The sequence below is a fragment of the Pseudomonas sp. SWRI77 genome, assembly GCF_014269105.1.
Lineage (GTDB): Bacteria > Pseudomonadota > Gammaproteobacteria > Pseudomonadales > Pseudomonadaceae > Aquipseudomonas > Aquipseudomonas capeferrum.
Genome location: NZ_JABWRV010000012.1, coordinates 110,429 through 135,475, shown reverse-complemented (window position 1 = coordinate 135,475; position 25,047 = coordinate 110,429). Strand labels below are relative to the sequence as shown.

27 protein-coding genes are annotated in these 25,047 nt (G+C 62.9%); 7 read left to right on the top strand and 20 right to left on the bottom strand.

From position 1 onward, the window contains the following. Window positions 1-11: 11 nt before the first annotated feature. Window positions 12-491, bottom strand: a complete 480-nt coding sequence (locus tag HU766_RS14040; protein ID WP_003249017.1) for an RNA pyrophosphohydrolase — start codon at window positions 489-491, stop codon at window positions 12-14. 141 nt (window positions 492-632) lie between these two features. Between HU766_RS14040 and HU766_RS14035 the strand changes: the two genes are divergently transcribed. Continuing rightward, the gene (locus HU766_RS14035) at window positions 633-1,289 is read left to right on the top strand and encodes an HAD family hydrolase (protein ID WP_033702072.1); all 657 of its coding nucleotides are present in this window, start codon (window positions 633-635) and stop codon (window positions 1,287-1,289) included. A 50-nt stretch (window positions 1,290-1,339) separates the two neighbouring features. Here HU766_RS14035 and HU766_RS14030 read toward each other — a convergent pair whose 3' ends face one another. Both HU766_RS14030 and ilvA read right to left on the bottom strand, forming a co-directional pair. After that, a complete protein-coding gene (locus HU766_RS14030) occupies window positions 1,340-1,765 on the bottom strand; it encodes a DUF2269 family protein (RefSeq protein ID WP_186657790.1) in 426 nt (141 codons plus the stop codon). 44 nt (window positions 1,766-1,809) lie between these two features. Next, the gene (ilvA, locus tag HU766_RS14025; RefSeq protein ID WP_186657786.1) at window positions 1,810-3,324 is read right to left on the bottom strand and encodes a threonine ammonia-lyase, biosynthetic; all 1,515 of its coding nucleotides are present in this window, start codon (window positions 3,322-3,324) and stop codon (window positions 1,810-1,812) included. A 133-nt stretch (window positions 3,325-3,457) separates the two neighbouring features. Between ilvA and rpiA the strand changes: the two genes are divergently transcribed. Then, window positions 3,458-4,132, top strand: a complete 675-nt coding sequence (rpiA, locus tag HU766_RS14020; RefSeq protein WP_033702077.1) for a ribose-5-phosphate isomerase RpiA — start codon at window positions 3,458-3,460, stop codon at window positions 4,130-4,132. Window positions 4,133-4,253: 121 nt separating this feature from the next. Here the strand turns inward: rpiA and HU766_RS14015 are convergent, their stop codons facing one another. The 4 genes from HU766_RS14015 to HU766_RS14000 form a co-directional block, all read right to left on the bottom strand. Continuing rightward, window positions 4,254-5,156: an SdiA-regulated domain-containing protein gene (locus tag HU766_RS14015; protein ID WP_033702078.1), complete on the bottom strand. Its 903-nt coding sequence runs from the start codon at window positions 5,154-5,156 to the stop codon at window positions 4,254-4,256. A 91-nt stretch (window positions 5,157-5,247) separates the two neighbouring features. Then, on the bottom strand, window positions 5,248-6,174 hold the full coding sequence (locus tag HU766_RS14010; protein WP_186657769.1) for an SdiA-regulated domain-containing protein: 927 nt from the start codon (window positions 6,172-6,174) through the stop codon (window positions 5,248-5,250). Between the two features lie 356 nt (window positions 6,175-6,530). After that, window positions 6,531-7,196: a fumarylacetoacetate hydrolase family protein gene (locus HU766_RS14005; protein ID WP_186657765.1), complete on the bottom strand. Its 666-nt coding sequence runs from the start codon at window positions 7,194-7,196 to the stop codon at window positions 6,531-6,533. Between the two features lie 25 nt (window positions 7,197-7,221). After that, on the bottom strand, window positions 7,222-8,619 hold the full coding sequence (locus tag HU766_RS14000; protein WP_186657762.1) for an FAD-binding oxidoreductase: 1,398 nt from the start codon (window positions 8,617-8,619) through the stop codon (window positions 7,222-7,224). Between the two features lie 171 nt (window positions 8,620-8,790). Here HU766_RS14000 and serA point away from each other — a divergent pair, with 171 nt between their 5' ends. Further along, a complete protein-coding gene (serA, locus tag HU766_RS13995; protein WP_027592284.1) occupies window positions 8,791-10,020 on the top strand; it encodes a phosphoglycerate dehydrogenase in 1,230 nt (409 codons plus the stop codon). An 81-nt stretch (window positions 10,021-10,101) separates the two neighbouring features. Here serA and HU766_RS13990 read toward each other — a convergent pair whose 3' ends face one another. Beyond that, window positions 10,102-10,581, bottom strand: a complete 480-nt coding sequence (locus HU766_RS13990; protein WP_186657759.1) for a DUF4399 domain-containing protein — start codon at window positions 10,579-10,581, stop codon at window positions 10,102-10,104. Between the two features lie 199 nt (window positions 10,582-10,780). On the opposite strand from HU766_RS13990, the gene HU766_RS13985 reads away from it, so the two are divergent. After that, on the top strand, window positions 10,781-11,269 hold the full coding sequence (locus HU766_RS13985) for a transporter substrate-binding domain-containing protein (RefSeq protein ID WP_186657757.1): 489 nt from the start codon (window positions 10,781-10,783) through the stop codon (window positions 11,267-11,269). Between the two features lie 6 nt (window positions 11,270-11,275). Here HU766_RS13985 and HU766_RS13980 read toward each other — a convergent pair whose 3' ends face one another. Both HU766_RS13980 and HU766_RS13975 read right to left on the bottom strand, forming a co-directional pair. Further along, entirely contained in the window at window positions 11,276-11,773 is a 498-nt protein-coding gene (locus HU766_RS13980; RefSeq protein ID WP_186657754.1) for a DUF523 domain-containing protein, read from the bottom strand. Beyond that, the gene (locus HU766_RS13975) at window positions 11,760-12,392 is read right to left on the bottom strand and encodes a 2OG-Fe(II) oxygenase (RefSeq protein ID WP_033702087.1); all 633 of its coding nucleotides are present in this window, start codon (window positions 12,390-12,392) and stop codon (window positions 11,760-11,762) included. Before HU766_RS13975 ends, HU766_RS13980 begins: the two co-directional genes overlap by 14 nt. Window positions 12,393-12,505: 113 nt before the next feature. Here HU766_RS13975 and HU766_RS13970 point away from each other — a divergent pair, with 113 nt between their 5' ends. Then, complete coding sequence (locus HU766_RS13970; RefSeq protein WP_186657751.1) at window positions 12,506-13,258, top strand: DUF2059 domain-containing protein; 753 nt, start codon at window positions 12,506-12,508, stop codon at window positions 13,256-13,258. On the opposite strand, the gene HU766_RS13965 is transcribed toward HU766_RS13970, so the two are convergent. Beyond that, window positions 13,259-14,185 carry an alpha/beta hydrolase gene (locus tag HU766_RS13965; protein ID WP_186657748.1) on the bottom strand — a complete coding sequence of 309 codons (927 nt, stop codon included), beginning with the start codon at window positions 14,183-14,185 and terminating at the stop codon, window positions 13,259-13,261. Window positions 14,186-14,420: 235 nt separating this feature from the next. Here HU766_RS13965 and HU766_RS13960 point away from each other — a divergent pair, with 235 nt between their 5' ends. Continuing rightward, window positions 14,421-14,978 (top strand): DUF6436 domain-containing protein, encoded by a 558-nt coding sequence (locus HU766_RS13960; RefSeq protein ID WP_186657744.1) that lies wholly within the window; start codon window positions 14,421-14,423, stop codon window positions 14,976-14,978. Here the strand turns inward: HU766_RS13960 and HU766_RS13955 are convergent. After that, window positions 14,957-15,523, bottom strand: a complete 567-nt coding sequence (locus HU766_RS13955) for a sugar O-acetyltransferase (RefSeq protein ID WP_186657742.1) — start codon at window positions 15,521-15,523, stop codon at window positions 14,957-14,959. The genes HU766_RS13960 and HU766_RS13955 overlap by 22 nt on opposite strands. Window positions 15,524-15,609: 86 nt before the next feature. Between HU766_RS13955 and HU766_RS13950 the strand changes: the two genes are divergently transcribed. Next, entirely contained in the window at window positions 15,610-17,973 is a 2,364-nt protein-coding gene (locus HU766_RS13950; RefSeq protein WP_186657740.1) for a penicillin acylase family protein, read from the top strand. Between the two features lie 105 nt (window positions 17,974-18,078). On the opposite strand, the gene HU766_RS13945 is transcribed toward HU766_RS13950, so the two are convergent. The 8 genes from HU766_RS13945 to oscA form a co-directional block, all read right to left on the bottom strand. Continuing rightward, window positions 18,079-18,864, bottom strand: coding sequence for a MetQ/NlpA family ABC transporter substrate-binding protein (locus HU766_RS13945; RefSeq protein WP_047582135.1), 786 nt, complete (start codon window positions 18,862-18,864; stop codon window positions 18,079-18,081). 176 nt (window positions 18,865-19,040) lie between these two features. Then, a complete protein-coding gene (locus HU766_RS13940; RefSeq protein WP_186657738.1) occupies window positions 19,041-19,871 on the bottom strand; it encodes a sigma 54-interacting transcriptional regulator in 831 nt (276 codons plus the stop codon). A 64-nt stretch (window positions 19,872-19,935) separates the two neighbouring features. Beyond that, a complete protein-coding gene (locus HU766_RS13935) occupies window positions 19,936-20,517 on the bottom strand; it encodes an alpha/beta hydrolase (protein ID WP_186657736.1) in 582 nt (193 codons plus the stop codon). Window positions 20,518-20,960: 443 nt separating this feature from the next. Further along, the gene (locus tag HU766_RS13930; RefSeq protein WP_033702112.1) at window positions 20,961-21,950 is read right to left on the bottom strand and encodes a sulfate ABC transporter ATP-binding protein; all 990 of its coding nucleotides are present in this window, start codon (window positions 21,948-21,950) and stop codon (window positions 20,961-20,963) included. A 3-nt stretch (window positions 21,951-21,953) separates the two neighbouring features. After that, a complete protein-coding gene (cysW, locus tag HU766_RS13925) occupies window positions 21,954-22,826 on the bottom strand; it encodes a sulfate ABC transporter permease subunit CysW (protein WP_033702114.1) in 873 nt (290 codons plus the stop codon). 12 nt (window positions 22,827-22,838) lie between these two features. Continuing rightward, window positions 22,839-23,657 carry a sulfate ABC transporter permease subunit CysT gene (gene cysT, locus HU766_RS13920; RefSeq protein WP_033702116.1) on the bottom strand — a complete coding sequence of 273 codons (819 nt, stop codon included), beginning with the start codon at window positions 23,655-23,657 and terminating at the stop codon, window positions 22,839-22,841. A gap of 87 nt (window positions 23,658-23,744) precedes the next feature. After that, window positions 23,745-24,752, bottom strand: coding sequence for a sulfate ABC transporter substrate-binding protein (locus tag HU766_RS13915; RefSeq protein WP_033702118.1), 1,008 nt, complete (start codon window positions 24,750-24,752; stop codon window positions 23,745-23,747). Between the two features lie 50 nt (window positions 24,753-24,802). After that, complete coding sequence (gene oscA, locus HU766_RS13910; RefSeq protein WP_186657732.1) at window positions 24,803-24,985, bottom strand: sulfur starvation response protein OscA; 183 nt, start codon at window positions 24,983-24,985, stop codon at window positions 24,803-24,805. Between the last annotated feature and the right edge of the window lie 62 nt (window positions 24,986-25,047).

Here is a 25,047-nt window from a genome sequence, read left to right as displayed (position 1 = left end):
GAACTCCGTCGTCAGTCGCGCGTCAGCAGACGCGGTGCTAGCTCTTTCAGGGCGCGACGGTAGACCTCGCGCTTGAATGTCACAACCTGGCCCAGCGGGTACCAATAGCTGACCCAGCGCCAGCCGTCGAACTCCGGCTTGCCCGTCAGGTCCATCCGTACCCTTTGTTCATTGCTGACCAGACGCAGCAGAAACCACTTCTGTTTCTGGCCGATGCACAGCGGCTGGCTGTGCGTACGCACCAGACGCTGGGGTAAACGATAACGCAACCAGCCGCGGGTGCAGGCAAGAATTTCCACATCATCGCGTTCAAGGCCAACTTCTTCGTTCAGCTCGCGGTACAGGGCATCTTCCGGCGTCTCGTCAGGGTTGATACCACCCTGGGGGAATTGCCAGGCATCCTGGTTGATCCGTCGAGCCCATAGCACCTGCCCGGCATCATTCGTGAGAATGATCCCGACATTGGGGCGAAAACCATCCGGGTCGATCACGGCAGCAACCTCGCAAACGCATGTCACCGCATTGTTCCACAAAGCCTGCGAGCGCAGCAACGCGCCCGCCAAGCTTATGTGCAGCGAGGTGAAAACTCCGTATTCTGCGGGCCTACCCTGTGGCTGATGCGAGTGAACGCGATGCGCCTGGCTTTATTCGACCTGGACAATACCCTCCTCGGTGGCGACAGCGACCATGCCTGGGGTGACTATCTGTGCGAGCGCGGCATTCTCGACCCGGTTGCCTACAAACAACGCAACGATGCCTTCTACCAGGACTACCTGCACGGCACCCTGGACCTGCAGGCCTACCTGGCCTTTTCCATGGAGATTCTCGCGGCAACGCCTACGGCCCAGCTCGACGCGTGGCACCGCGATTTCATGCGCGACTGCATCGAGCCGATCATCCTGCCCAAGGCCCTGGCATTGCTGCAGCAGCACCGCGAAGCGGGCGACAAACTGGTAATCATCACTGCCACCAACCGTTTCGTGACCGCGCCGATTGCCCGCCGCCTGGGCGTGCGCACCCTGCTGGCGACCGAATGCGAAACCCGTGATGGCCGCTTTACCGGGCGCAGTACCGATATACCGTGTTTCCGTGAAGGGAAGGTGACGAGGTTGCAGCGCTGGATGCTGGAAAACGACTATGACCTGGCAGACAGCTATTTCTATAGCGATTCGATGAATGACTTGCCGTTGCTGCAGCAGGTGACTCACCCGGTGGCGGTGGACCCGGACCCTAACCTGCAGGCGGAGGCGCAGCAGCGCGGGTGGCCGGTAATTTCGCTGAGGGATTGATGTTTTCTGTGTCGGCCGCTTGGCGGATACCTGCGAAGCGGCCGGCAGGTTCAGACAGGCTTGGCGCCCATCAGTCCGGCAATCGACAGGAAGCACACCCCGCTGAACACCGCCAAGGCCAAGGTAAACCGCAACCCCACCACCTCAGCCTTACGCAGCCGATTCAAGCGCACCATCAGCCACCACACCGCCAATGCCCCGAAGGTATAGATGACGCTGGAGGCCAGCACCCAGGTCTGCCCCAGCGGCCAGCCCACCAGGTGCACCAGCCACCAGCCCGTGAACGGCATGCTCACCAGGCACAGGCCCATGACCAGCCAGACAAACACCAGCGGCCGCCGCAGCAATTTGCCGTAAGCCTCGCCATCGCCCAGCCTGCGGGCGCGAACCGTCCAGGTCGCCAGGCCCAGCGCGCCCAGAAGCAGCAGCGCGGTGGCGAGGATGTGCAAGGTTTTGAGTGTGGTCAGGTGTTCCATGTTTCGATTGTCCTTGTGCAGGCCGTCAGCCCCAGCTTAGCCGCTCAGCCCAGAAACAGCCGGTAAGCCGGGTTCTCGGTCTCGTCCCAATACGGGTAGCCGATTTTCGCCAAGGCCGCCGGCACCAGGTGGCGCTCGTCCTCTGGCACCTGCAGCCCCGCCACCACACGCCCGTCGGCCGCGCCGTGGTTACGGTAGTGGAACATCGAGATATTCCAGCGCCCGCCCAGTTTGTTGAGGAAGTTGAACAACGCACCCGGACGCTCCGGGAACTCGAAGCGCAGCACGATCTCATCACTGGCACCGGCCGAATGGCCACCGACCATGTGCCGGATGTGCAGCTTGGCCAGTTCGTTGTCGGTCAGGTCGGTGACCGGGAAGCCCTGCTCGATCAACTGCTGCACCAGCACCGCGCGCGGGTCGTTGTCCGGGTGGGTCTGCACGCCGACGAAGATATGCGCCTCGTCGGAGGTGTGCTTGCGGTAGTTGAATTCGGTGATCTGGCGTTTGCCGATCGCTTCGCAGAAGGCCTTGAAGCTGCCAGGGCGCTCGGGGATGGTGACGGCGATAATCGCCTCGCGCTTCTCGCCCAGTTCGGCCCGCTCGGCCACATGGCGCAGGCGATCGAAGTTCACGTTGGCGCCCGAATCGATGGCGACCAGGGTCTGGCCGGTCACGCCGTACAGCTCGACATACTTCTTGATGCCGGCAACACCCAGCGCCCCGGCAGGCTCGGTGATCGAGCGGGTATCGTCGTAGATATCCTTGATTGCTGCGCAGATCTCGTCAGTACTGACGGTAACCACCTCATCCACGTGCAGGCGGCAAATATCGAACGTGTGCTGGCCGATCTGCGCCACCGCCACACCGTCGGCGAACAGCCCGACCTGCGGCAGCACCACGCGCTCGCCCGCAGCCATGGCGGCCTGCAAGCAGTTGGAGTCGTCCGGCTCGACGCCGATCACCTTGATTTCCGGGCGCAGGTACTTCACGTAGGCAGCGATACCGGCGATCAGGCCGCCGCCACCGACCGGCACGAAGATCGCGTCCAGCCGGCCTGGGTGCTGACGCAGGATTTCCATGGCCACGGTGCCCTGGCCGGCGATGGTGTGCGGGTCATCATAAGGGTGGATATAGACGAAGCCCTTTTCGTCGACCAGCTTCAGCGAGTAGGCCAGCGCCTCGGGGAACGAGTCGCCATGCAGCACCACCTTGCCGCCACGCGAACGCACGCCTTCGATCTTGATCTCCGGGGTGGTCTTGGGCATCACGATCGTGGCCTTGATACCCAGCTGGCGGGCCGCCAGGGCCAGGCCCTGGGCATGGTTGCCGGCCGAAGCGGTGACCACACCGCGGGCCAGCTCTTCCGGGCTCAATTGCGCCAGCTTGTTGTACGCCCCACGGATCTTGAACGAGAACACCGGCTGCAGGTCTTCACGCTTGAGCAAAATCTGGTTGCCCAGGCGCTTGCTCAGCTGCCCGGCGCTTTGCAGCGGGGTTTCGACAGCGACGTCGTAGACGCGCGAGGTGAGGATCTTCTTGACGTACTGTTCGAGCATCGGGAAAGCATCACTGGCCGCAGGACAAGGGCTGCGAGTCTACCCCAGCGCTACGTCGGGCGACCACAGCAAAGCCGCGCAAGCCGTTATACTAAGCCCCTTTGAAACCTCCCCCGCCCCTCTCGGAGCCCGCATGACCCAGGACCAACTCAAACAGGCCGTCGCCCAGGCCGCTGTCGACTTCATTCTGCCCAAGCTGGATGAAAAGAGCGTTGTCGGCGTCGGTACCGGTTCGACCGCCAACTTCTTCATCGACGCCCTGGCTCAGCACAAGACCGCCTTCGATGGCGCGGTCGCCAGCTCCGAGGCCACTGCCCAGCGTCTGAAGGGCCATGGCATCCCGGTCTACGAGCTGAACAGCGTCAGCGAGCTGGAGTTCTATGTCGACGGTGCCGACGAGAGCGACGCGCACCTGAACCTGATCAAAGGCGGTGGCGCGGCCCTGACCCGCGAGAAGATCGTCGCGGCCGTGGCCAAGACCTTCATTTGCATCGCCGATGCCAGCAAGCTGGTGCCGGTGCTGGGCGCCTTCCCGCTGCCGGTCGAAGTGATCCCGATGGCCCGCAGCCACGTGGCGCGCCAGCTGGTCAAACTGGGCGGTGACCCGGTGTACCGTGAAGGCGTGCTGACCGACAACGGCAACGTGATCCTGGATGTGTACAACCTGCAGATCACCAACCCGGTCGAGCTGGAAGCGCAGATCAATGCGATCGTCGGCGTGGTCACCAACGGCCTGTTCGCGGCACGTCCGGCAGACCTGCTGCTGCTGGGCACCGCTGAAGGCGTGCAGAGCCTGAAGGCCGAGTAACCCCTCCTTCGCGGGGCAAGTCGGATCGCCGAACCGCCGCGCCCATAGATCCCCGCCTTTTCAATCCAGCGGGGGCGTCTGTGGGGCGGGCTTTGCCCCGCGAAGCGGCCCTCAAGGCCAATCAATCTGCCGGCTGCTTGAACACATAGAACAGGTTCGGCTCACTGACCAGGTAAATGGTCCCCGCCTCGTCCATGGCGATCCCTTCCGCCTGCGGCACCGTCTGCTTCAACCCCTGGTAACCCTTGCGCAACGACAGGGTGCTCAGCGGCCTGCCCTTCACGTCGAGCTCCAGCACCAGCCGCGATTCATCCGACAACGCCAGCAGGTGGCCGCTGCGTTCATCGAACTGCAAACTGGACAGATCCCGCACGAACAAACGCGAATCACGCTTGCGATCCTGCACCACATTCACGGCATAAGGCTGCTCGGGGTTTTCATGCGGGAAGCCATGCACTTCGTAGATCAGCATCGGGTCACGCTCCTTGGCCACGAACAAGCGCTTACCGGCCGAGTCGTAAGCCAACCCCTCGAAGCCCTTGTTGCCGTTCAGGCCAATGCCCAGGGTCAACTGCTCGGCATCACCGGCATCGAGGAACAGCGTGTCGTCATCAAGGCGCACGCGAATCAGCCGCTGCTGGCGTTCATCGGTGATCACATAACTGTTGGGCCCCACGTACTCCACCGCTTCCGGGTCGCCGAAGCCGGTCAGCGGCACCCGCCGCAGGATGCGGCCGTCCAGCGACAGCTCGATCAGCTCCGAGCGTGCATTGGTGACGGTGAACAGGGTCTTGCGGTCGGGGTCGTAGGTCAGGGCCGAAATGTCGTCATCCAGGCCCTCGACAGGCTGTGCCTCGACCACTACCCGATAGCGGTCCAGGCCAATGCCTTGTTCGGCAGGCTGCCACCAGGTCTTGAGGTTGAACCAGCCCCGCTCGAACAGGCGAAACTCTTGCCCGGCCCAACCGAGCAAGAGCAGGCCAATGAAGGCCGGGATCAGTGACAGGCGAAGAAAACGACGCATTTGAGGCAGACTCGACGAAGGGGTGGCGAATCTAACCACGAACAACTGAACTAAAGCTTAATGCCATCATCCGAAAAATCAGATGATCGTGTCAGTTTTTCTTGAAACGATAGAAAAGCGCCGGCTCGCTGACCATGTACAGGTTGCCCTTGTCGTCCATGGCCACGCCTTCGGCACGCGGAATGGTGTCTTCAAGGCCGTTGAAACCACCCAGCAAGGTCATGAAGCTCACTTGCTGGCCCTGCTCATCCAGCTCCAGCAACATGTTGGAGTCTGCCGACAGCACCAGCAGGTGCCCGGTACGCGGGTCCACGCCAAGGGCCGAAAGGTTGCGCAGGTCGAGTTCATCACTGGGCAGCGGCTGTTTGTCGCCCTTGAGCGGGCTCCGGCCATCGGTGCTCCAGGTGTAGAGCTTGGGCGGGCGCTCTTCGCCGATCACCAGGCGTTGGCGCAAAGGGTCCCAGGCCACAGCTTCGAAGCCCTTGTTGCTCTTCACCGACTTGCCCAGGTCGTAGCTTGGGAAATCGCCGTGGTTGAGCGCTGTGGTGTGCGCATCCACCTTGACCACGGTCAGGTCGTGCAGCCGCTCGTCGACGATCGCCAGGTGCCCACCCTCCATCACCGCCACCCCTTCCGGGTTGTTCCAGCCGTGCAGCGGGATCTGGCGCAGCACATTGCCGTCCAGGCTCAGCTCGACCAGGAACGGGTTCTTGCCCATGACGGCGAACAGGGTGCGGGTTTGCGGGTTGAAGGCGATGTCCGAGGCTTCGTCATCGTCCATGCCCGGCAGAGGTTTGGCGTCGATATCGACCTGGTAGGCCGGCAACCACACGCTCTCGCTCTGCTCGGCCGTGCTTTCAAAGCTTTCCTGGATCCACAGCACCGCGCGGTCATCCCAGTGCATGGCCACGGCGACGCCATAGCCGATGACCGCAGCAACTGCCAGGCCAAAGGGCCAGCGCAGGTAGAAGCGTCGCTTGGGCTTTGCAGAAACGGGGGCGCCGGAAGGCAATGCCATGCAGAGTTATCCTGGGTGAATGGGCGAAGGTTTGCGCATTATCCAGATGCCGTGTGAAAAAACGGTAAAAACCCGTCAGGTTACATCCGCGTGTGTGTAGGCGCGGCCTTGCCGGGGCGCCGGACCGGTCGGAAAGGGGTGCGAAGCAGCCCCGGGATATTGGCGGCGACGCTGAAATCGAGGGGGCCGCTTTGCGGCCCGTTCGCGACGCAAGGCCGTTCCTACACAAGGCGGTGCCAGGTTAGAGCACCCGGCTTTCGAAGCGGCTGACACCCGGCAGTTCCAGCACCAGCTCGAGGGGCCGCTTTGCGGCCCGTTCGCGACGCAAGGCCGCTCCTACACAAGGCGGTGCCAGGTTAGAGCACCCGGCTTTCGAAGCGGCTGACACCTGGCAGTTCCAGCACCAGCTCATCACCGACATTGAACGGGCCTACGCCAGCGGGTGTACCGGTCAGAATCACGTCGCCGGCCTGCAGCGAGAAATGCGCAGCGATGTGCTGGATGATCGGCACGATCGGGTTGAGCATCATCGCGCTGGTGCCGTCCTGCACCACTTCGCCATTGAGGGTAAGGCGCACCGGGATGTCGGTCACGTCCTCGAAACTGGACGCCGAAACGAACGGCGGCAGCACGCAGGCGCCGTCGAAGCTCTTGCTCAGCTCCCACGGCAGGCCCTTTTCCTTGAGCTTGGCTTGCACGTCGCGCAGGGTCAGGTCGAGCGCCGGGGCGAAACCGGAGATGGCGTCGAGCACCTCCTCTTCGGTCGGCCGGGTGGACAGCGGCTTGCCAATCAGCACGGCGATCTCGGCCTCGTAGTGCACGGCACCACGGTCGGTCGGGATCTTGAAACCACCTTCCAGCGGCACCACGCAGCTACCCGGCTTGATGAACAGCAACGGCTCGCTGGGGATGGGGTTGTCCAGTTCCTTGGCATGCTCGGCATAGTTGCGGCCGATGCACACCACCTTGCCCATCGGGAAGTGAATGCGCGTGCCGTCTACGTACTGGTGCTGGTAACTCATGGCCGACTCCTCTGGATACTGCTTTTTATACGGGTGCGAAGATCTTACCCGGATTCATGATGCCGTTAGGGTCGAAGACGGCCTTTATTGCCTTCATGCAGGCGATTTCTTCGGGCGAGCGGCTGTAGCCCAGGTAGTCGCGCTTGGTCATGCCCACACCATGCTCGGCGGAGATCGAGCCGTTGTAGCGCTGGACGATTTCGAACACCCACTTGTTGACCTTGGCGCACGAGGCAAAGAAGTCATCCTTGCTCATGGCGTCGGGTTTGAGGATGTTCAGGTGCAGGTTGCCGTCGCCGATATGGCCGTACCAAACCACTTCGTAGTCCGGGTAATGCTCTGCGACGATGGCGTCGATATCACGCAGGAACGCGGGCACTTTCGACACGGTGACGGAAATGTCGTTCTTGTACGGTGTCCAGTGCGAGATGGTATCGGACAAGTACTCGCGCAGCTTCCACAGGTTTTTGAGCTGGGTTTCGCTCTGGCTCATCACCCCGTCCAGCACCCAGCCTTGCTCGACGCAGTGCTCGAAGGTAGCCAAGGCTTCGTTGGCGACCTCCTCGGTACTGGCCTCGAACTCCAGCAGCGCATAGAACGGGCAATCGGTCTCGAACGGCGCCGGCACGTCGCCACGGCCCATGATCTTGGCCAGGCCCTTGTCGGAGAAGAACTCGAAGGCGGTCAGGTCGAGCTTGCCCTGGAAGGCATGCAGCACCGGCATGATCGAGTCGAAGTCCGGCGTGCCCAGCACCATCGCGGTGAGGTTGCGCGGGGCGCGGTCCAGGCGCATGGTCGCCTCGACCACGAAGCCCAGCGTGCCCTCGGCGCCAATGAACAGCTGGCGCAGGTCGTAGCCGGTGGCGTTCTTGATCAGGTCTTTGTTCAGTTCCAGCAGCTCGCCCTTGCCGGTGACCACTTTCAGCCCGGCCACCCAGTTGCGGGTCATGCCGTAACGAATGACCTTGATCCCGCCGGCATTGGTACCGATGTTGCCGCCAATCTGGCTGGAGCCGCTGGAGGCGAAGTCCACCGGGTAATACAGGCCCTGTTCTTCGGCATAGGCCTGCAGCTGCCGAGTGATCACCCCTGGCTGGCAGACCACGGTGCGGTCGAAGGCATTGAAATCGAGAATCTGGTTCATGTAGTCGAAGGCGACCACGACTTCACCATTGGCGGCCACCGCGCCACCGGAAAGCCCGGTGCGCCCGCCAGATGGCACCAAGGCCACCTTGTGCGCATTGGCCCAGCGCACAATCGCCTGCACTTGCTCGACAGTCTTGGGCAACACAATGGCAGTCGGCGCGGGCGGGTAATGCTTGGTCCAGTCCTTGCCATAGGCTTCGAGGGAAGCCGCGTCGGTCAGGACCTTGCCAGGGTCGACAAGGGTCATCAGTTCATCAATAACAGCGGGGTGGTTCATCGCTGGAACTCTCGACTTATTCATAGTCACCCTGAGCACTCTTCACCTGTCGGGATAAGCTCAGATTGTGTCGCGTATGCTAGCATAGCCCTCCCGCTGTTCATGCTAAGGCCGATGCCGCGCCTAGCATCACCCCTCGCCATTTTTTCTCCGGGATACAGGTTTACGCAGATGAGCAAGACTTCTCTCGACAAGAGCAAGATCCGGTTCCTTCTTCTTGAAGGTGTGCACCAGAACGCGGTCGATACCCTCAAGGCTGCCGGCTACACCAACATCGAATACCTCACTGGTTCGTTGCCGGAAGCCGAGCTGAAGGAAAAGATCGCCGATGCCCACTTCATCGGCATCCGTTCGCGCACGCAACTGACCGAAGAGATCTTCGACTGTGCGAAGAAGCTGGTCGCGGTTGGCTGCTTCTGCATCGGTACCAACCAGGTCGACCTGGAAGCGGCCCGCGAGCGCGGTATCGCCGTGTTCAACGCACCGTACTCCAACACCCGTTCGGTGGCCGAGCTGGTGCTGGCCGAAGCCATCCTGCTGCTGCGCGGCATCCCTGAGAAGAACGCTTCCTGCCACCGTGGCGGCTGGATCAAGAGCGCGGCCAATTCCTTCGAGATCCGCGGCAAGAAGCTGGGCATCGTCGGCTACGGCTCGATCGGCACCCAACTGTCGGTCCTGGCCGAGAACCTGGGCATGCAGGTCTACTTCTTCGACCCGCTGACCAAGCTGCCGCTGGGCAACGCTGTACAGGTCGCCAGCCTGCACGAGCTGCTGGGCCTGGCCGATATCGTGTCGCTGCACGTGCCTGAGCTGCCATCCACCCAGTGGATGATCGGCGAGAAGGAAATCCGCGCGATGAAGAAGGGTTCGATCCTGATCAACGCCGCCCGCGGCACCGTGGTCGAGCTGGATCACCTGGCCGCCGCGATCAAGGACAAGCACCTGATCGGCGCCGCCATCGACGTATTCCCGGTCGAGCCGCGCTCCAACGACGAAGAGTTCGAAAGCCCGCTGCGCGGCCTGGACAACGTGATCCTGACCCCGCACATCGGTGGTTCCACCGCAGAGGCCCAGGCCAACATCGGCCTGGAAGTTGCCGAGAAGCTGGTCAAGTACAGCGACAACGGTACTTCGGTGTCTTCGGTCAACTTCCCGGAAGTTGCCCTGCCGGCGCACCCAGGCAAACACCGCCTGCTGCACATCCACGAAAACATCCCAGGCGTGCTCAGCGAGATCAACAAGGTCTTCGCCGAGAACGGCATCAACATCTCCGGTCAGTTCCTGCAGACCAACGAGAAAGTGGGTTACGTGGTAATCGACGTCGACGCCGAATACTCGGACCTGGCGCAGGAGAAGCTGCAGCACGTCAAGGGCACCATCCGCTCCCGCGTACTGTTCTAAGTTTCACTGCATCATGAAAAAGGGAGGCCCTGGTGGCCTCCCTTTTTCGTTTGGATCCTGGGCCTGCTGCGCAGGCCTGTTTCACTCTTCCACAGTGACCGTGACCTTCTTCGATTCAACGCTCGGCTTGAACGGCACGTGATACTGGTCACCCAGCACCAGCTGCAAGGTGTGCTTGCCCGGCGTCAGGGTAATGGTCGCCTCGGTCTGTGCCTTGCCGAAGTGCAGAACTTGCGGGCCGGCCGGCAGCGGCGCGTTGTTCTCCGGCATCAGGCTGGTTGGCAGCGGCATGTCGGCCACCGGCTGCTTGTCGACATCCACCAGCAAATGGTGATGCCCGGTATGCGGGGTCTGGTCACCCGCAGGTTTTAGCCCCATGCCCTCGATGCCGAACTTGACGGTGAAGGTCTTGTCGACCGTAGCGCCATCGGCGGGGGAAACGATGAAGACCTTGGCATCCTTGGGCGGCTCCTGGCTCTTCAGGGCATCCGCAGCACTGGCGAACACCGAGGCCCCCATCAGCAGACCGGCTACGGCAGCACGCGAAAATAGGCTGTTCATTCACTTCTCCTGTGATTCACTTATTGACCGCCACCTGCAAACGATCGGCGGCGGTAGTTCACCATAGCCCACAAAGAGAAATATTTCAGTTAGGGTTAAACCTCGCCAAGGCTTCAAGGTCATAGGCTGCGCTCGACCACGACGAGGAAGAAAGTCGTGGCGAAAGTTATTCATTTGCCAAAGGATAAAGGGGCATTACATGCGTTCGACCATAGGTGTACTGCTGGCAGTACTGATCACGCCATTGGCTCAAGCCGAGCTGATCGACGAAATCGCCGACCGGGGCGAACTGCGCATTGCCGTGCAGGCCGACAACTCGCCGTATGCGTTCAAAGAAAACGACCACCTGACGGGCTTTGAAATCGACTTCGGCCAAGCGTTGGCCAACCAACTGGACCTGCGTGCCGAGTTCATCGAAACGCCTGCGGCCGAAGTGCTGCCAGGTGTCGAAAGTGGCAAGTACGACATCACCCTGACCCCGTTGGACAACGCGCCCAAAGCCGATACACCGTTCGACCTGAGCCAGCCTTTTGGCGAGAAAAAGCTGGTCATCCCGTTCCAGAAGGACAACCCGGCATTCGAGAGCGCGGTGAACAACGCCTTGCAGCGCCTCAAGGACAGCGGGCGCACGGCGGAGCTTGAGCAGAAGTGGTTCAAGGGTGTGCAGGAGACGGCCGCAGGCCAGTGACCGCGCCTACACGTTCGCCAGTGCCTGCTGCGCTTCATCCAGCTCCAGCTCACTGAACACCAGCACCCCCTCGCGCCGCAGCAAGGCCGTGGTCACCCCTTCCCCCGGCACTTTCACCCCACTGAAGGTGCCATCGTAGGTCAGGCGATTACCACACGAGGGGCTGCCGGACTTGAGCACCGCGACCCGAATCCCGTGCCGGCGCACCAGCGCCAATGCCAGTTGAGCACCCGCCAGGAAGGCGTCGCTGACGTCCTCACCGGTTACCGTCAACACCTGTGCCTGGCCGTCGAGCACCTCGCCGCCCTGTCCGCCGGGGATCTCCGCAGGCGGGCGCGGGGTCGGCAGGCCGCCGGCCACTTCCGGGCACAACGGCACCACCCGCCCTTCGCCCTGCCAGAGCTGCAATAGGCCCGGGTGGCCACTGGCGCGGCCGTCATAGCGCACCGGCTGCCCCAGCAGGCAAGCGCTGACCAGTACCTTCGGCAGCTCAGAACGGGTCATTGCCACGCCTGCGGAACCAGCCGGTCAACGACAGTCGCTCACGCCCGGCCGGCAATACCTCATGGGGCACATCGCCCGCCAGAAACACCACCAGGCAGCCGGCCACAGGCTGCACATCGTGCTCGACACCATTGGCCAGGAACATGCGTAACTGGCCGCCATCCTGCGGCTGCCAACCCTCGTTCAGGTAGAACACCGCCGAGACCATGCGCCGGTCATCGTCACGGAAGCGATCCAGGTGACGGCGGTAGAACGCCCCTGGTGGGTACAGGGCGAAATGGCATTCGAAGTCTTCCAGGCCGAGAAACAGCCCCTGGTTGATGGCCAGGCGTAGCTGGTCCATGGCTGCCAGGTACTGGTCGCAGGCGGCGGCCTGGCCGGGGTCGATCCACTGGATCTGGTCGCCGCGGATCGCTTCGCGTACCTCCTGTGAAGCCCCGCGCCCGACCCCAGCCGGGTTGAGTTCGCCTTCGGCATCACGGCGTCGGCACTCGGCCGCCAGCGCGCGCACCAGGTCGGCAGGCAGAAAGAGCGCCTGCTGGGACCAGCCATGGGTGGCCAGATCGTCGACGACGGCCGCAAGCATCGGGTGTTCAGGGGAGGTGTGCATGGCGCGCATCATATCCATTAGCCCTGCACTCGCACAGCGCCACTTGGCTGAGAAGCGCGCAGGTATCTCGACAAACCGACGCTGGGACAAGGACAATGGCAGCCTGCCGACAGGAGTCCTGAATGCGCCGTCTGTTTTCCCTGATTCTGCTGATGATCTGCGCCATGCCTGTCTGGGCAGACAACCTGGATCAACTGTACAAGGCCGCCGGCTGGCCCGACCAGCGCGCCCACTTCAACGATGCCCTGAGCGCCGCCCAGGAACGCTATCGCAACAGCCTGCCGCCTGCGGTCTACCAAGCGCTGGTCAACAACAGCAATCAGCGCTTCCAGGCCCAGGCCGTGGACCGTCGTGCCCAGGCGCAACTGCGTGCCACCCTGAACAACCCCGCACCCGCGCTGGCCTTCTTCCAGTCGCCGCTGGGCCGCAAGGTGGTGGCCGCCGAACTGCAGGCCACGCGCAAGGACCAATTGGCCAAGCATGCCAAAGGCCTGCCGAAGATCCAGGCCAGCGACGACCGTTTGCTGCTCATCGGCCACCTGGCCCGGGCGCTGCCAGCCCGCGAGGCGGGTGCCGAAGTCAGCCTGGCGATTGCCGGCGTCGCCGCCGACAGCCTCAGCTCGATGATCCCCGGCCTGTTCGGCGGCGGCCAGGCCCAGGGCCTGCTCGACGGCCAGCGCCAACGGCTGATGAACCAGATCGGCGAAGACCTCAACAATACCTTGCTGTACGTCTACCGCGACTTGTCCGACGCCGAGCTTGAAGCGTTCGCCACCTTCGCCGAATCGACCGAAGGCAAGGCGTATTACCAGGCGGCACTGGCGGCGGTGCGAGCGGGGCTGGCGGTGGGCCAGAGCGCTGCCGACCTCAAGTGATCAGCCCAGGCGCTGGTCGATGAAGGCGAAGTAACGCTGGCGAATGCCGGGCAGTTCATTGGCCAGGTGGTGCCGCGCGTCGGGCAGCATCAGGATCTGCGGCTCGGTGAACTTGGCCTTGAGCACTTCGAGGTTGTAGGGCCAGTCTACCGTGCCATCCGCCTCACCCTGTACGATCAAGGGCCGCCGCGTGCTGCGTGGCGCCGCTTCTATGCGCTTGACCCAGGCGATCATTGCACCGACCCATGCGGTCGGGAGGCGGCGCGGTTGCAGCGGGTCGGCCTCCAGGAACGTCAGGAATGCCGGGTCATTGGTGTTCTCACTGAACCGCCGTTCGATGCCGTTGACGAAATGGCGCAGCACGCAGTAGCTGAACTTCGACCACCGCCAGGCACTGGGCCGCACCAGCGGCGCAAGCAGAATCACCTGTCCGTCGGCCGGGCTTTGCTCGCCCCGGTGCAACAGGTGGTCGACCACGATGGCGCCACCCGTACTCTGCCCGCACAGGTGCCAAGGGCGCGGCAGGTCCAGCCTGCGTGCTTGCTCGAACAGGGTATCGAGCACCTGCTGATACAGCGAGAAGTCACTGATACTGGCCCGCTCACCACTGGATAGGCCATGCCCGGGCAAGTCGCAGCTGATCACCGCGTAGCCCTGGCCCAGCGCCCACTCGATCACATGCCGATAGAGACCCATGTGGTCGTAATAGCCATGCAGCAGGAATACGGTGGCCACCGGCTGCGGTGGTAGCCAGACTTGCCCGACCACATCGAACCCGGCCGCCTGGAAGCCACCCAGCCAGCGCTGTACAGGCAGATCCAGGCCGTAGAAATGCTGGTAATCCCGACCCTGCGCCGACAACGGCTGGCGATCGGTCAAGGGCGCTAGGCTGGCGCGCAGCAGGTCGGGGAGTAAGGCAGCGGGCATTGGGTACATCCAGAGCGAAGCGAGTATTGATCTGTGATATTCAGCTCTGAGCCTCAACGTGGCAAGCTTGGTCACTTACCAATGCCTGGCATCGGTCCTTGTAGGAGCAGCCTTGCGTCGCGAACGGGGTGCGGAGCAGCCCCGGCAATGTCGGCGGCGAAGCTGAAATCCTGGGGCTGCTCCGCACCCCGTTCGCGACGCAAGGCCGCTCCTACAAAGGCCCGCGGACACCCTCATGAATACTCGCGCCATCAAACTGCTTGCCCTGTTGCTCTGCATCCTCACCCTGTGGCTGGCCTACGACGCCTTCCAGGCCCGCTACCTGCGCCCGTTCGACAACCAGACCACCCTGTTCGAGGGCAGCCAACTGCAACTGCCCCCTGAACTGGCCGGCCCCGGGCCGATCCGCGTCGTGCACTTCTGGGACCCGGCCTGCCCGTGCAATGTCGGTAACCAGCAACACCTGGGCGACCTGGTCAGCCAGTTCACAGGCCAGGGCGTCACCTTCCATGTGTTGCAAAAGCCCGGCAGCCACGGCCAGCTACCGGCGAACCTCACTACCCTCAAGCCCCTCGCCAGCCTTCCTGGCAGCGAACACCTGCCCGCCTCCCCGGCCGTGGCCATCTGGGACCGGCAAGGCCACCTGGCTTACTTCGGCCCCTACAGCGAGGGCGCGGTGTGCAACGCCAGCAACAGCTTCATCGAGCCGATTATCAAGGCGTTGCTCGACGGCCGCCCAGTGACCGCCTCCAACACCCTGGCGGTGGGTTGCTACTGCCCTTGGGGCGCCTGACGCACCCGCGCCGGGTTACCCACCACCACCGCACCCGCGGGCACATCGCGCGTCACCACGCTGCCCGCGCCGACCACCGCGTTGTCGCCAAGGGTCACCCCCGGCAGGATGATCGCCCCGCCACCAATCCACACATTGTTGCCAAGGGTCACCGGCCGACCGCTTTCAAGGCCGGTGCGGCGCAGCTCAGGGTCCAATGGGTGGTCGGCGGTGTAGATCTGCACCGCCGGGCCAATCTGGCAATCGTCGCCGATGTGCACCGGCAGCACATCGAGGATCACACAGTTGAAGTTCATGAACGTATTGCTGCCAACGTTGATGTTGTAGCCATAGTCGCAATAGAACGGCGGGCGGATCACCGTGCCTTCGCCGGCTTGGCCAAAGTGCTCGGCCAGCAGGCTGTGACGTGCGTCGTTGAGCAGTTCGAAGCTGTTGTTGTAGCGATGCATCCAGTGCTTGTTGGCAATCTGCTCAGCCTGCAGCTCGGGGCAGCCAGCGTGGTAGAGCTGGCCGCTGAGCATTTTCTGTTTTTCGCTGAGGGACATGGAAACTCCTTTCGAGGGCTATGCTCTGTTCGCGAATCCGTCGATGATCGGACCACAGTTTCCGTTCGAATGCACAAGGAGTCTCGATGAAGCGCAGCCTGACCCTGTTGGCCGTGGTGATCGCCGTGGCCGCTGGCGCCGGTTACTGGTACGTGCACGGCAAGCTGCCACAACGCGAGGGCGAGGTGCTGATCGCCGGCCTGCAGGCGCCGGTCAGTGTGCGCTATGACGCGCGCGGCGTGCCGCACCTGCAGGCGCAGAACGAACAGGACCTGTACCGCGCCTTGGGCTACGTGCATGCCCAGGACCGGTTGTTCCAGATGGAGATCATGCGCCGCCTGGCCCGAGGCGAGCTGGCCGAGGTGCTTGGCGACAAACTGCTGCCCACCGATACCCTGTTCCGCAGCCTGCGCATCCGCGATCAGGCGGCACTGATGGTGCAGCGGCTGGACCGTCAATCGCCCGCCTGGCAGGCCTTGCAAGCCTACCTTGAAGGCATCGACAGCTGGCAGGCCAGCCGCCCCAAGCCAATCGAATTCGACCTGCTGGGCATTACCCCACGTCCGTTCACTGCCGAAGACACCCTCAGCATCGCCGGCTACCTGGCCTACAGTTTCGCCGCCGCGTTCCGTACCGAGCCGGCACTGACCTACATCCGCGACCAGCTTGGTCCGCAGTACCTGAAGATCTTCGACCTCGACTGGCAGCCCGAGGGTGCCTTGGCTAGCCCCTTGGCCGCCGCCGACTGGCGCAGCCTGGAGGCACTTGCCCGGCTCAGCCATGACGCCCTGAACGACGCCGGTATCCCGCAGTTCGAAGGCAGCAACGCCTGGGCCGTTTCCGGCAGCCGTACCCGCAGCGGCAAGCCCCTGCTGGCCGGTGACCCGCACATCAGTTTCGCAGTGCCGGCGGTGTGGTACGAGGCCGAACTGTCGGCGCCTGGGTTCAACCTCTACGGCTACTTCCAGGCCCTGAACCCCTTCGCACTGCTCGGGCACAACCGCGACTTCGGCTGGAGCCTGACCATGTTCCAGAACGATGACGTCGACCTGATCGCCGAACGGACCAACCCCGCCAACAGCGACCAGGTGATGATCGACGGCACATGGCAAACACTGGAAAAGACTGAACAGACCATCGCCGTCAAAGGCGAGGCTCCGGTCACCATCAGCCTGCGCCGCTCGCCCCACGGCCCGATCGTCAACGAGGTGCTGGGCGCAAGCGCCGGGACCACGCCGGTGGCCATGTGGTGGGCTTTTCTTGAAACCGAAAACCCGATTCTCGACGGGTTCTACCAGCTCAACCGTGCCGACACCCTGGGCAAGATGCGCGAGGCCGCCGCCAAGGTTCAGGCGCCTGGGCTGAACTTCGTCTGGGCCAATGCCCGTGGCGATATCGGCTGGTGGGCAGCGGCACAACTGCCGATCCGCCCGCAAGGCGTCAACCCGACATTCATCCTCGATGGCGCCGGCCCGCAGGCGGACAAGCTCGGTTTCTACCCCTTCAGTGCCAACCCGCAGCAAGAGAACCCGGCACGCGGCTACATCGTTTCGGCCAACTATCAGCCGCCCTCGGCAGTGCCCGTCCCGGGCTACTACAACTTGCCGGACCGCGGCCGCCAGCTCGACCGCCACCTGGCCACCCCTGACGTGAAATGGGACACCCAGAACAGCCAGGCCTTGCAGCTGGACACCACCAGCGATTATGGCCCGCGCACCCTTGCCCCGTTGCTGGCGACGCTGCGCGCGGTGGCCGAGGGCGACGAGGAAAAAGAGCTGGTCGAGCAACTGGCCGCCTGGGGCGGTGACTACCCGCTGGACTCGACCAGCGCGACGCTGTTCAACCAGTTTCTCTATGAACTGGCATTCGCTGCCCTGCATGACGAACTGGGCGACACCTGGTTCCCGGTGCTGATCAGCACCCGCGCCATCGATGCCGCCCTGCCCCGCCTGGCAGCCGATGCCGCGTCGCCCTGGTGGAGCACCCGAGGTGCCAACGAACGTACCGACCGCGCGGCAATCGTGCGCATCGCCTGGCAGAAGAGCTTGAAGCACCTGCGCGATACCCTGGGCAGCGACCCGGCCAGTTGGCAATGGGGCAAGGCCCATACCTTGACCCATAACCATCCGCTCGGCGTGAAAAAGCCGCTGAACCTGCTGTTCAACGTCGGCCCGTTTGCCGCGCCAGGCACGCATGAGGTGCCCAACAATCTGTCGGCGAAGATCGGGCCGGCGCCATGGCCGGTGACTTATGGGCCTTCGACGCGAAGGCTGATCGACTTTGCCGATGCAGGGCAGGCATTGACGAGCACCCCGGTTGGGCAAAGTGGCGTGCCGTTTGATCGGCATTATGCGGATCAGGCCAAGGGTTATATCGAGGGGCAGTATCAGAAGGCACAAATGGGAGTGATTCCGGCGCAGAGCACTTTGAGATTGCTGCCGGCTGAGTAAGGGCTGCTGCGCAGCCCATTCGCGGGGCAAGCCCGTTCCCACAGGATGGGCACTGGAACACAGGTTTGTGCAGTACCTGGACCGTGCGGGAGGGCTACAACCGGATCAGAACGCCGGCAGTACCGCACCGCTGTATTTCTTGGCGATGAATTCCTTCACTTCCGGGCTGGTCAGGGCCTTGGCCAGCTTCTGGATGGCGTCGCTGTCCTTGTTGTCCGGGCGGGCTACCAGGAAGTTCACGTACGGCGAATCGGCGCCTTCGATCACCAGCGCATCCTTGGCCGGGTTCAAGCCGGCTTCCAGGGCGTAGTTGGTGTTGATCATGTCCAGGTCAACCTGATCCAGCACACGCGGCAGCATGGCCGATTCCAGCTCGCGGAATTTCAGATTCTTCGGGTTCGTGGCGATGTCTTTCGGGGTGGCCAAGGCATTTTTCGGATCTTTCAGCGTGATCAAGCCAGCCTTCTGCAGCAGCAGCAGGGCACGGCCGCTGTTGCTGCCCTCGTTAGGGATGGCAACAGTAGCGCCTTCCTTCAACTCGCTCAGGCTCTTTACCTTCTTCGAGTAGCCACCGAACGGTTCGACGTGCACGCCGACCACGGTTTCCAGGTGAGTGCCTTTGCCCTCGTTGAAGTTCTGCAGGTACGGCAGGGTCTGGAAGTAGTTGGCGTCCAGACGCTTCTGGTCAACCTGCACGTTGGGCTGCACGTAGTCGGTGAAGACTTTGATCTGCAGGTCCACGCCTTCCTTGGCCAGGGTCGGCTTGATCAGCTCGAGAATCTCGGCATGCGGCACCGGGGTAGCAGCCACCACCAGTTTTTCGGCGGCATTGGCCAGGCCAGCGAGCGACAGGGCGGCGGCCAGGGCAGTGGTCAGCAGGGTCTTCTTCATGGTGGTCCTTGTTCTGAATCTGGGCCATCGGCGATGGCGAAGTCGGGTGCCCTGCCCCGTGTGGGGTGGGCGTGAAGCGGACAATACCGAGATTTCTTATACCGTAACAATATCTTTTAATTAGCTGCTTATTCCAAAAACAAACTGCCATCACCGCCTTTGCATATGAGCGCTGTCTAACGCGCAGGGTTGGGCAGGTCGAGGTCCTCCGGCTGGATCTCTTCGCTGTCATTCACCAGCAGGGCGAAGTGGATGACGTTCTCCAGCTCGCGGGTGTTGCCGGGCCAGGCATGGGTTTCCAGCACCTGCTGGGCCGCGTCGCTGATCAGCGGCACCGAGCGTTGCAGGCGGGCGGTGTAGATACCCACAAAGTACTCGGCCAACGGCAGAATATCGCCACGGCGCTCGCGTAAGGGGGGCAGTTCCAGCGCGCCCTCGCGCAGGTATTGGTACAGGCGCTCATTGAACCTGCCAGCCTTCACCACCCGCGCCAGGTCGATGCTGGTCGCCGCCACCAGGCGCACATCCACAGGCTGAGGCTGCTGCGCGCCGACGCGGGTCACTTCGCGGTTTTCCAGCGCGGCCAGCAGCTTGCCTTGGATCTCCAGCGGCAAGTCGGCTATCTCGTCCAGGTACAGGGTGCCGCCGTTGGCCGAACCGAACCACCCGGCGCGGCTGCTGGCAGTGCCGCTGTGGGCACCAGCGCTATAGCCGAACAATTCGGCGTCGGCGTAGGTCGGGCTGATGGCCGCGCAACTGACCGACACGAACAGCCCGCTGCGGTCACTGGCGCGATGAATCTGCCGTGCCAGCAACTCCTTGCCGGTGCCGGTCTCGCCACGAATCAGCACAGGCAAGGGCAGTGGCGCCAGGCGTTCGAGGTCTTGGCGAAGCTGTTGCGAACGGGGGTCGATGAACACCAGGGCCTTGGCACGAATGCTCAGCGGGCTCTTGTCCAGCTCGGGGAAGGTCAGCAGCGGCTGGCCAAACGGGTTTTGAAAGGTCATGACGAACTCCCGCCCCAGGCCTTCGATGGCCGGGCGTCAGGCTAACGGTAATCAGTAGGGGCGATCAGGCGCGGCGCAGTGCGCGCTGCTCGACCCGGCTCTGCAGGCGATACAGGTAGGCGAAGCCTTGTTCCCAACGCTCGTGGCCGGACTTGACGTTGATGTGCCCGGCATTGGTCAGCAACCCCGCTTCAGCACCCCAGGCCTGGGCCAGGTGCAGTGCACGCGGCACGCTCACTGCCGGGTCGTTGTCGGAGCTGACCACCTGGCTTGGGAACGGCAGCGCCTGCATCGGGATCGGCGCGAAGTTGCGCAGGGCCGGCGCGCAGGTCGGCCGTTCGACATCCGCAGGCGCCACCAGCAGCGCGCCACGCACTTGGCGCAGCAACGCCGGGCTGGCCTCGGCGGCCCAGTGGGCGACGGTGATGCAGCCCAGGCTGTGGGCGATGAGGATCACCGGCGAGCGTTCGGCGGTAATCGCCTGCTCCAGGGCCTGCACCCAATCACGCCGTTGCGGGGTCAGCCAGTCGTGCTGCTCTACCCGGGCGCTGTTGGGCAGGGTGCGCTGCCAGTGACTCTGCCAATGGTTGTCTGGCGATCCTTGCCAGCCCGGCACAATCAGGTAACGAATAGGCTCATTGCGCATGGGGACGCCTCCAGTGAGTTTGCGTGCTTGGAGACCAGTATAGGGAGGCAGTCATATTCGTAAAGGAATAAGAAGCTATTTATTAATAACTTAAATTCATTTGCAGAGCGGCTGAGATGGGGATGTGTGATGGCGTCGTGGTGCCTGGTTCAGGGGTTGCGGTGATGCGTAAACCGAGCGCCGCGCGGGCGGCGCATCGCGAGCTAGCTCGCTCCATTTGTTTCGGGCCAATCACGCCTGTCCCTGCGTACGCGACCGCCTTGTTTGTACGACGCGATATCGAGGCGGGCGCCAAAGGGGGCCGCGCGCCAATGCCTCAGGAATAATTGGCCCGCAACAAATGTACAAGCGGCCTTGTGCCGCGAAAGGGCCGCAGAGCGGCCCCCGGCGAACTTAAGTGAACAGCATCAGGGACCATGCCCGGGTTTTTATTTTGAAGCGGCTCAGATATCCGCCACCTTCTGCCAGACCTTCGGCCTGAAGAACAGCGTCTCCCCCCGCGCCAGGCCCGTCAGGCTATCGTGGTCCTTGACCACCTCAGCTTCGATCAGCTCGCTCTGCCCTTCCACCTTCAAGGTCACCCGGGTCGTCGCGCCCAGCGGGCGAATGTCGCGCACCTCGGCGGCGTGATGCCCCTCGGTCTCATGCCGCGACAGCGACACCTCGTGGGGGCGGAACAGCACATGGTTCCCTTCGCTCAAGGCCAGGCGGTTGGAGTCACCCAGGAAGTGATAAACGAAGTCGTTGGCCGGCTGCTCGTACACTTCACCCGGCGAACCGATCTGCTCGATCACGCCCTTGTTCATCACCACGATGCGGTCCGCTACTTCCATGGCCTCTTCCTGGTCATGGGTCACGAACACCGAGGTGAGGTTGATGTCCTCGTGCAGGCGCGCCAGCCAGCGGCGCAGCTCTTTACGCACCTTGGCATCCAGGGCACCGAACGGCTCATCGAGCAACAGCACCTTGGGCTCCACCGCCAAGGCGCGAGCCAGGGCGATACGCTGGCGCTGGCCACCGGAAAGCTGCTCGGGGTAACGGTCGGAGAGCCAGTCGAGCTGCACCATGTTCAGCAGCTCATGCACTTTCTCGGCAATTTTGCTCTCGCTCGGGCGCTCGCCCTTGGGCTTCATGCGCAGGCCAAAAGCGACGTTGTCGAACACGCTCATGTGGCGGAACAGCGCGTAATGCTGGAACACGAACCCGACGTTGCGATCACGCACGTCGTGGCCAGACACATCCTCGCCGTGGAACACGATGCTGCCGTCATCCGGCGTTTCCAGCCCGGCGATGATGCGCAGCAGAGTGGTCTTGCCGCAGCCGGACGGGCCGAGCAAGGCCACCAGCTCACCGCTGTGGATATCCAGGTTGATGTTGTCCAGGGCCTGGAAGCTGTTGAAGCGCTTGCTGACGTTACGAACTTCGATCGACATGAATTATTCCTCCGCAGCGCTGTGGCGCAGGCGGTTAATACGGTTCTCGCTCCACTGCTTGAGCAGCAGGATGAAGAGCGCCAGGATCAGCAACAGGCTGGCCACGCTGAAGGCCGCAACGTGGTTGTACTCGTTGTAGAGGATCTCCACGTGCAGCGGCAAGGTGTTGGTGACGCCGCGGATATGGCCCGACACCACCGACACCGCGCCGAACTCACCCATGGCTCGCGCGGTACACAGCACCACGCCGTAGATCAGGCCCCACTTGATGTTCGGCAGGGTCACGTGCCAGAACATCTGCCAGCCATTGGCACCGAGCAGGCGCGCGGCCTCTTCTTCCTGGGTGCCCTGCTCCTGCATCAGCGGGATCAGTTCACGGGCCACGAACGGCACGGTGACGAAGATGGTGGCCAGCACGATGCCCGGTAAGGCAAAAACGATCTGGATATCGTGGTCCTGCAGCCATGGCCCGAAGAAGCCTTGGGCACCGAACATCAGCACGTAGACCAGGCCGGCGATCACCGGCGACACCGAGAACGGCAGGTCGATCAGGGTGACCAGCACGCTCTTGCCGCGGAAGGTGTACTTGCTTACGCACCACGCGGCGCTGACGCCGAACACCAGGTTCAGCGGTACCGAAATGGCCACCGCCAGCAAGGTCAGCCTGAGCGCAGACAGCGCATCAGGCTCGAAAATCGCTTCGAAGAAGGTGCCAAACCCGTTCTTCAAAGCCTGCGACACCACGATCACCAGCGGCAGCAGCAGGAACAGCGCGAACACCAGCCAGCCAAGGCCGATCAGAATACGCCGCGAGGTGGCGCTACCACGCCGGGCAGCATTGGCGGCGGCAGTAGCGCTCAGGGATGAACTAGACATAGCCGGCCTCCTTCAAGGGGTTTCGATACGGCGCTGCAGCAGGTTGATCAGCAGCAGCAGAATGAAGGAAACCACCAGCATCAACACGCCGATGGCGGTTGCGCCGGTGTAGTCGTACTGGTCGAGCTTGACCATGATCAGCAGCGGCAGGATCTCGGTCTTCATCGGCATGTTGCCGGCAATGAAGATCACCGAACCATACTCACCCACCCCGCGGGCGAAGGCCAGGGCAAAACCGGTCAGCCAGGCGGGCAGCAGTGCTGGCGCCAGTATATGGCGGAACACCTGTAGCGGTTTCGCGCCCAGGCAGGCGGCGGCCTCTTCCACTTCACGCGGGATGTCGGCCAGTACCGGCTGCACCGTGCGCACCACGAATGGCAGCGTGACGAAGGTGAGCGCCAGGGTGATGCCCAGCGGCGTGTAGGCAATCTTGAAGCCCAGGTCAGTGGCGAACTGGCCAACCCAGCCCGCCGGCGCGTACAGGGCAGTCAGGGCGATACCGGCAACGGCAGTCGGCAGGGCGAATGGCAGGTCGATCATCGCGTCGATGATCTTGCGCCCGGGGAAGGTGTAGCGCACCAGCACCCAGGCCAGCAGGGTGCCGATCACGCCATTGATGATGGCGGCGAACAGGGCGGTGCCGAAACTCAGCTTGAGCGCGGCGATCACCCGCGGCGCGCTGATGATGGTCCAGAACTGCTCCCAGGTCAGCTGCGCGGCATGCACGAACATCGCGGCCAGCGGTATCAGCACAATCAGGCTGAGGTACACCAAGGTGTAGCCCAGCGTCAGCCCGAAGCCGGGTATGACGGGGGAAATACGACGTGACATAAATATCCCTGGTTGAACGCACGAAGCCCGGCGGTTAAGCCGGGCCCGTGCAGGCTACTGAAGGGTGTTGCTCCCGCAGGCGCAGAATTACTGGGCCTGATAGATCTGGTCGAACACACCGCCGTCGTTGAAGAACTTCGGTTGCGCAGTTTTCCAGCCACCGAAGTCCTTGTCGATGGTTACCAGGTCCAGTTTCGGGAATTGCTTGCCGAATTCGGCAGCGACCTTCTCGTCACGTGGGCGGTAGAAGTTCTCGGCGGCAATCTTCTGGCCAGCCGGGCTGTACAGGTGCTTGAGGTATTCGGTGGCAATTGCGGTATTGCCCTTCTTCTCGGCGTTCTTGTCGACCACGGCCACCGGTGGCTCGGCCAGGATCGACAGCGAAGGCACGACGATTTCGAACTTGTCGGCGCCACCGTCTTCCTTCAGCGCCAGGAAGGCTTCGTTTTCCCAGGCCAGCAGGACGTCGCCCTGGCCGTTGTTGACGAAGGTGATGGTCGAGCCACGGGCGCCGGTATCCAGCACTGGCACGTGCTTGAACAGCTCTTGCACATAGGCCTTGGCCTTGTCTTCGCTACCACCGGTCTTCAGGCCGTAGGCCCAGGCGGCAAGGAAGTTCCAGCGTGCGCCGCCGGAGGTTTTCGGGTTCGGGGTGATGACCGAAACGTCTTTTTTGATCAGATCGCCCCAGTCCTTGATGCCTTTCGGGTTGCCCTTGCGCACCAGGAACACGATGGTCGAGGTGTACGGGGTGCTGGCGTCCGGCAGGCGGGTCTGCCAGTTGTCCGGCAGGGTCTTGCCGAGCTTGGCGATTTCGTCGATGTCGCCGGCCAGGGCCAGGGTCACCACGTCGGCGCGCAGGCCATCGATCACGGCACGGCCCTGCTTGCCCGAGCCACCGTGGGATTGCTGGATCTTCACCTTGTCGTCCGGGTGGGACTGCTGCCAGTGCTTGATGAATTCGGCGTTGTACTGTTGGTATAACTCACGGGTCGGGTCATAGGACACGTTCAGCAGTTCGTAGTCCTTGGCGATTGCGGAACCGGCAAAAACAGCACTGGCCAGGGCGGCGAGCGCATAACGGCGGATGGACATGGTGAAGCTCCCGATTGGCATTTTTCTAATTTTTGGAAGGTGTGGCGCGATCAGCCGGACTTGCTGCCGGGCTGTTGCAGGCGGAACTTCTCCTTGCGCTCGATCTGGACGACCTGAGCGTTGTGCACGGTAATCTCCACCGCACCGAAGCGCAGATCGCGCAAGGCGCTCTGGATCTCACGCAGAATGGTGGCTTCGTCCTGACCGTCGATGCTACGCAGCGATGCACTCATGCTCGTTCTCCTTGCAGTGAGGGTGCCGGGCAGAGGTTTGAAGGGGGGGTTGCGCCTGGCTT

Bases quoted from the DNA above. Each gene is read 5' to 3' on its own strand.
- HU766_RS14000 (WP_186657762.1), bottom strand. From the start codon at position 8,619: ATGAACCACCCCGCTGTTATTGATGAACTGATGACCCTTGTCGACCCT.
- HU766_RS14035 (WP_033702072.1), top strand. From the start codon at position 633: ATGCGCCTGGCTTTATTCGACCTGGACAATACCCTCCTCGGTGGCGAC.
- HU766_RS13915 (WP_033702118.1), bottom strand. From the start codon at position 24,752: ATGTCCATCCGCCGTTATGCGCTCGCCGCCCTGGCCAGTGCTGTTTTT.
- HU766_RS13980 (WP_186657754.1), bottom strand. From the start codon at position 11,773: ATGACCCGTTCTGAGCTGCCGAAGGTACTGGTCAGCGCTTGCCTGCTG.
- HU766_RS13990 (WP_186657759.1), bottom strand. From the start codon at position 10,581: ATGAACAGCCTATTTTCGCGTGCTGCCGTAGCCGGTCTGCTGATGGGG.
- cysW (WP_033702114.1), bottom strand. From the start codon at position 22,826: ATGTCTAGTTCATCCCTGAGCGCTACTGCCGCCGCCAATGCTGCCCGG.
- serA (WP_027592284.1), top strand. From the start codon at position 8,791: ATGAGCAAGACTTCTCTCGACAAGAGCAAGATCCGGTTCCTTCTTCTT.
- HU766_RS13960 (WP_186657744.1), top strand. From the start codon at position 14,421: ATGAATACTCGCGCCATCAAACTGCTTGCCCTGTTGCTCTGCATCCTC.
- HU766_RS13935 (WP_186657736.1), bottom strand. From the start codon at position 20,517: ATGCGCAATGAGCCTATTCGTTACCTGATTGTGCCGGGCTGGCAAGGA.
- HU766_RS14030 (WP_186657790.1), bottom strand. From the start codon at position 1,765: ATGGAACACCTGACCACACTCAAAACCTTGCACATCCTCGCCACCGCG.
- HU766_RS14010 (WP_186657769.1), bottom strand. From the start codon at position 6,174: ATGGCATTGCCTTCCGGCGCCCCCGTTTCTGCAAAGCCCAAGCGACGC.
- HU766_RS13940 (WP_186657738.1), bottom strand. From the start codon at position 19,871: ATGACCTTTCAAAACCCGTTTGGCCAGCCGCTGCTGACCTTCCCCGAG.
- HU766_RS13950 (WP_186657740.1), top strand. From the start codon at position 15,610: ATGAAGCGCAGCCTGACCCTGTTGGCCGTGGTGATCGCCGTGGCCGCT.
- HU766_RS14015 (WP_033702078.1), bottom strand. From the start codon at position 5,156: ATGCGTCGTTTTCTTCGCCTGTCACTGATCCCGGCCTTCATTGGCCTG.
- HU766_RS13930 (WP_033702112.1), bottom strand. From the start codon at position 21,950: ATGTCGATCGAAGTTCGTAACGTCAGCAAGCGCTTCAACAGCTTCCAG.
- HU766_RS13970 (WP_186657751.1), top strand. From the start codon at position 12,506: ATGCGCCGTCTGTTTTCCCTGATTCTGCTGATGATCTGCGCCATGCCT.
- ilvA (WP_186657786.1), bottom strand. From the start codon at position 3,324: ATGCTCGAACAGTACGTCAAGAAGATCCTCACCTCGCGCGTCTACGAC.
- HU766_RS13945 (WP_047582135.1), bottom strand. From the start codon at position 18,864: ATGAAGAAGACCCTGCTGACCACTGCCCTGGCCGCCGCCCTGTCGCTC.
- HU766_RS13985 (WP_186657757.1), top strand. From the start codon at position 10,781: ATGCGTTCGACCATAGGTGTACTGCTGGCAGTACTGATCACGCCATTG.
- HU766_RS13975 (WP_033702087.1), bottom strand. From the start codon at position 12,392: ATGCGCGCCATGCACACCTCCCCTGAACACCCGATGCTTGCGGCCGTC.
- rpiA (WP_033702077.1), top strand. From the start codon at position 3,458: ATGACCCAGGACCAACTCAAACAGGCCGTCGCCCAGGCCGCTGTCGAC.
- HU766_RS13955 (WP_186657742.1), bottom strand. From the start codon at position 15,523: ATGTCCCTCAGCGAAAAACAGAAAATGCTCAGCGGCCAGCTCTACCAC.
- oscA (WP_186657732.1), bottom strand. From the start codon at position 24,985: ATGAGTGCATCGCTGCGTAGCATCGACGGTCAGGACGAAGCCACCATT.
- HU766_RS14005 (WP_186657765.1), bottom strand. From the start codon at position 7,196: ATGAGTTACCAGCACCAGTACGTAGACGGCACGCGCATTCACTTCCCG.
- HU766_RS13965 (WP_186657748.1), bottom strand. From the start codon at position 14,185: ATGCCCGCTGCCTTACTCCCCGACCTGCTGCGCGCCAGCCTAGCGCCC.
- cysT (WP_033702116.1), bottom strand. From the start codon at position 23,657: ATGTCACGTCGTATTTCCCCCGTCATACCCGGCTTCGGGCTGACGCTG.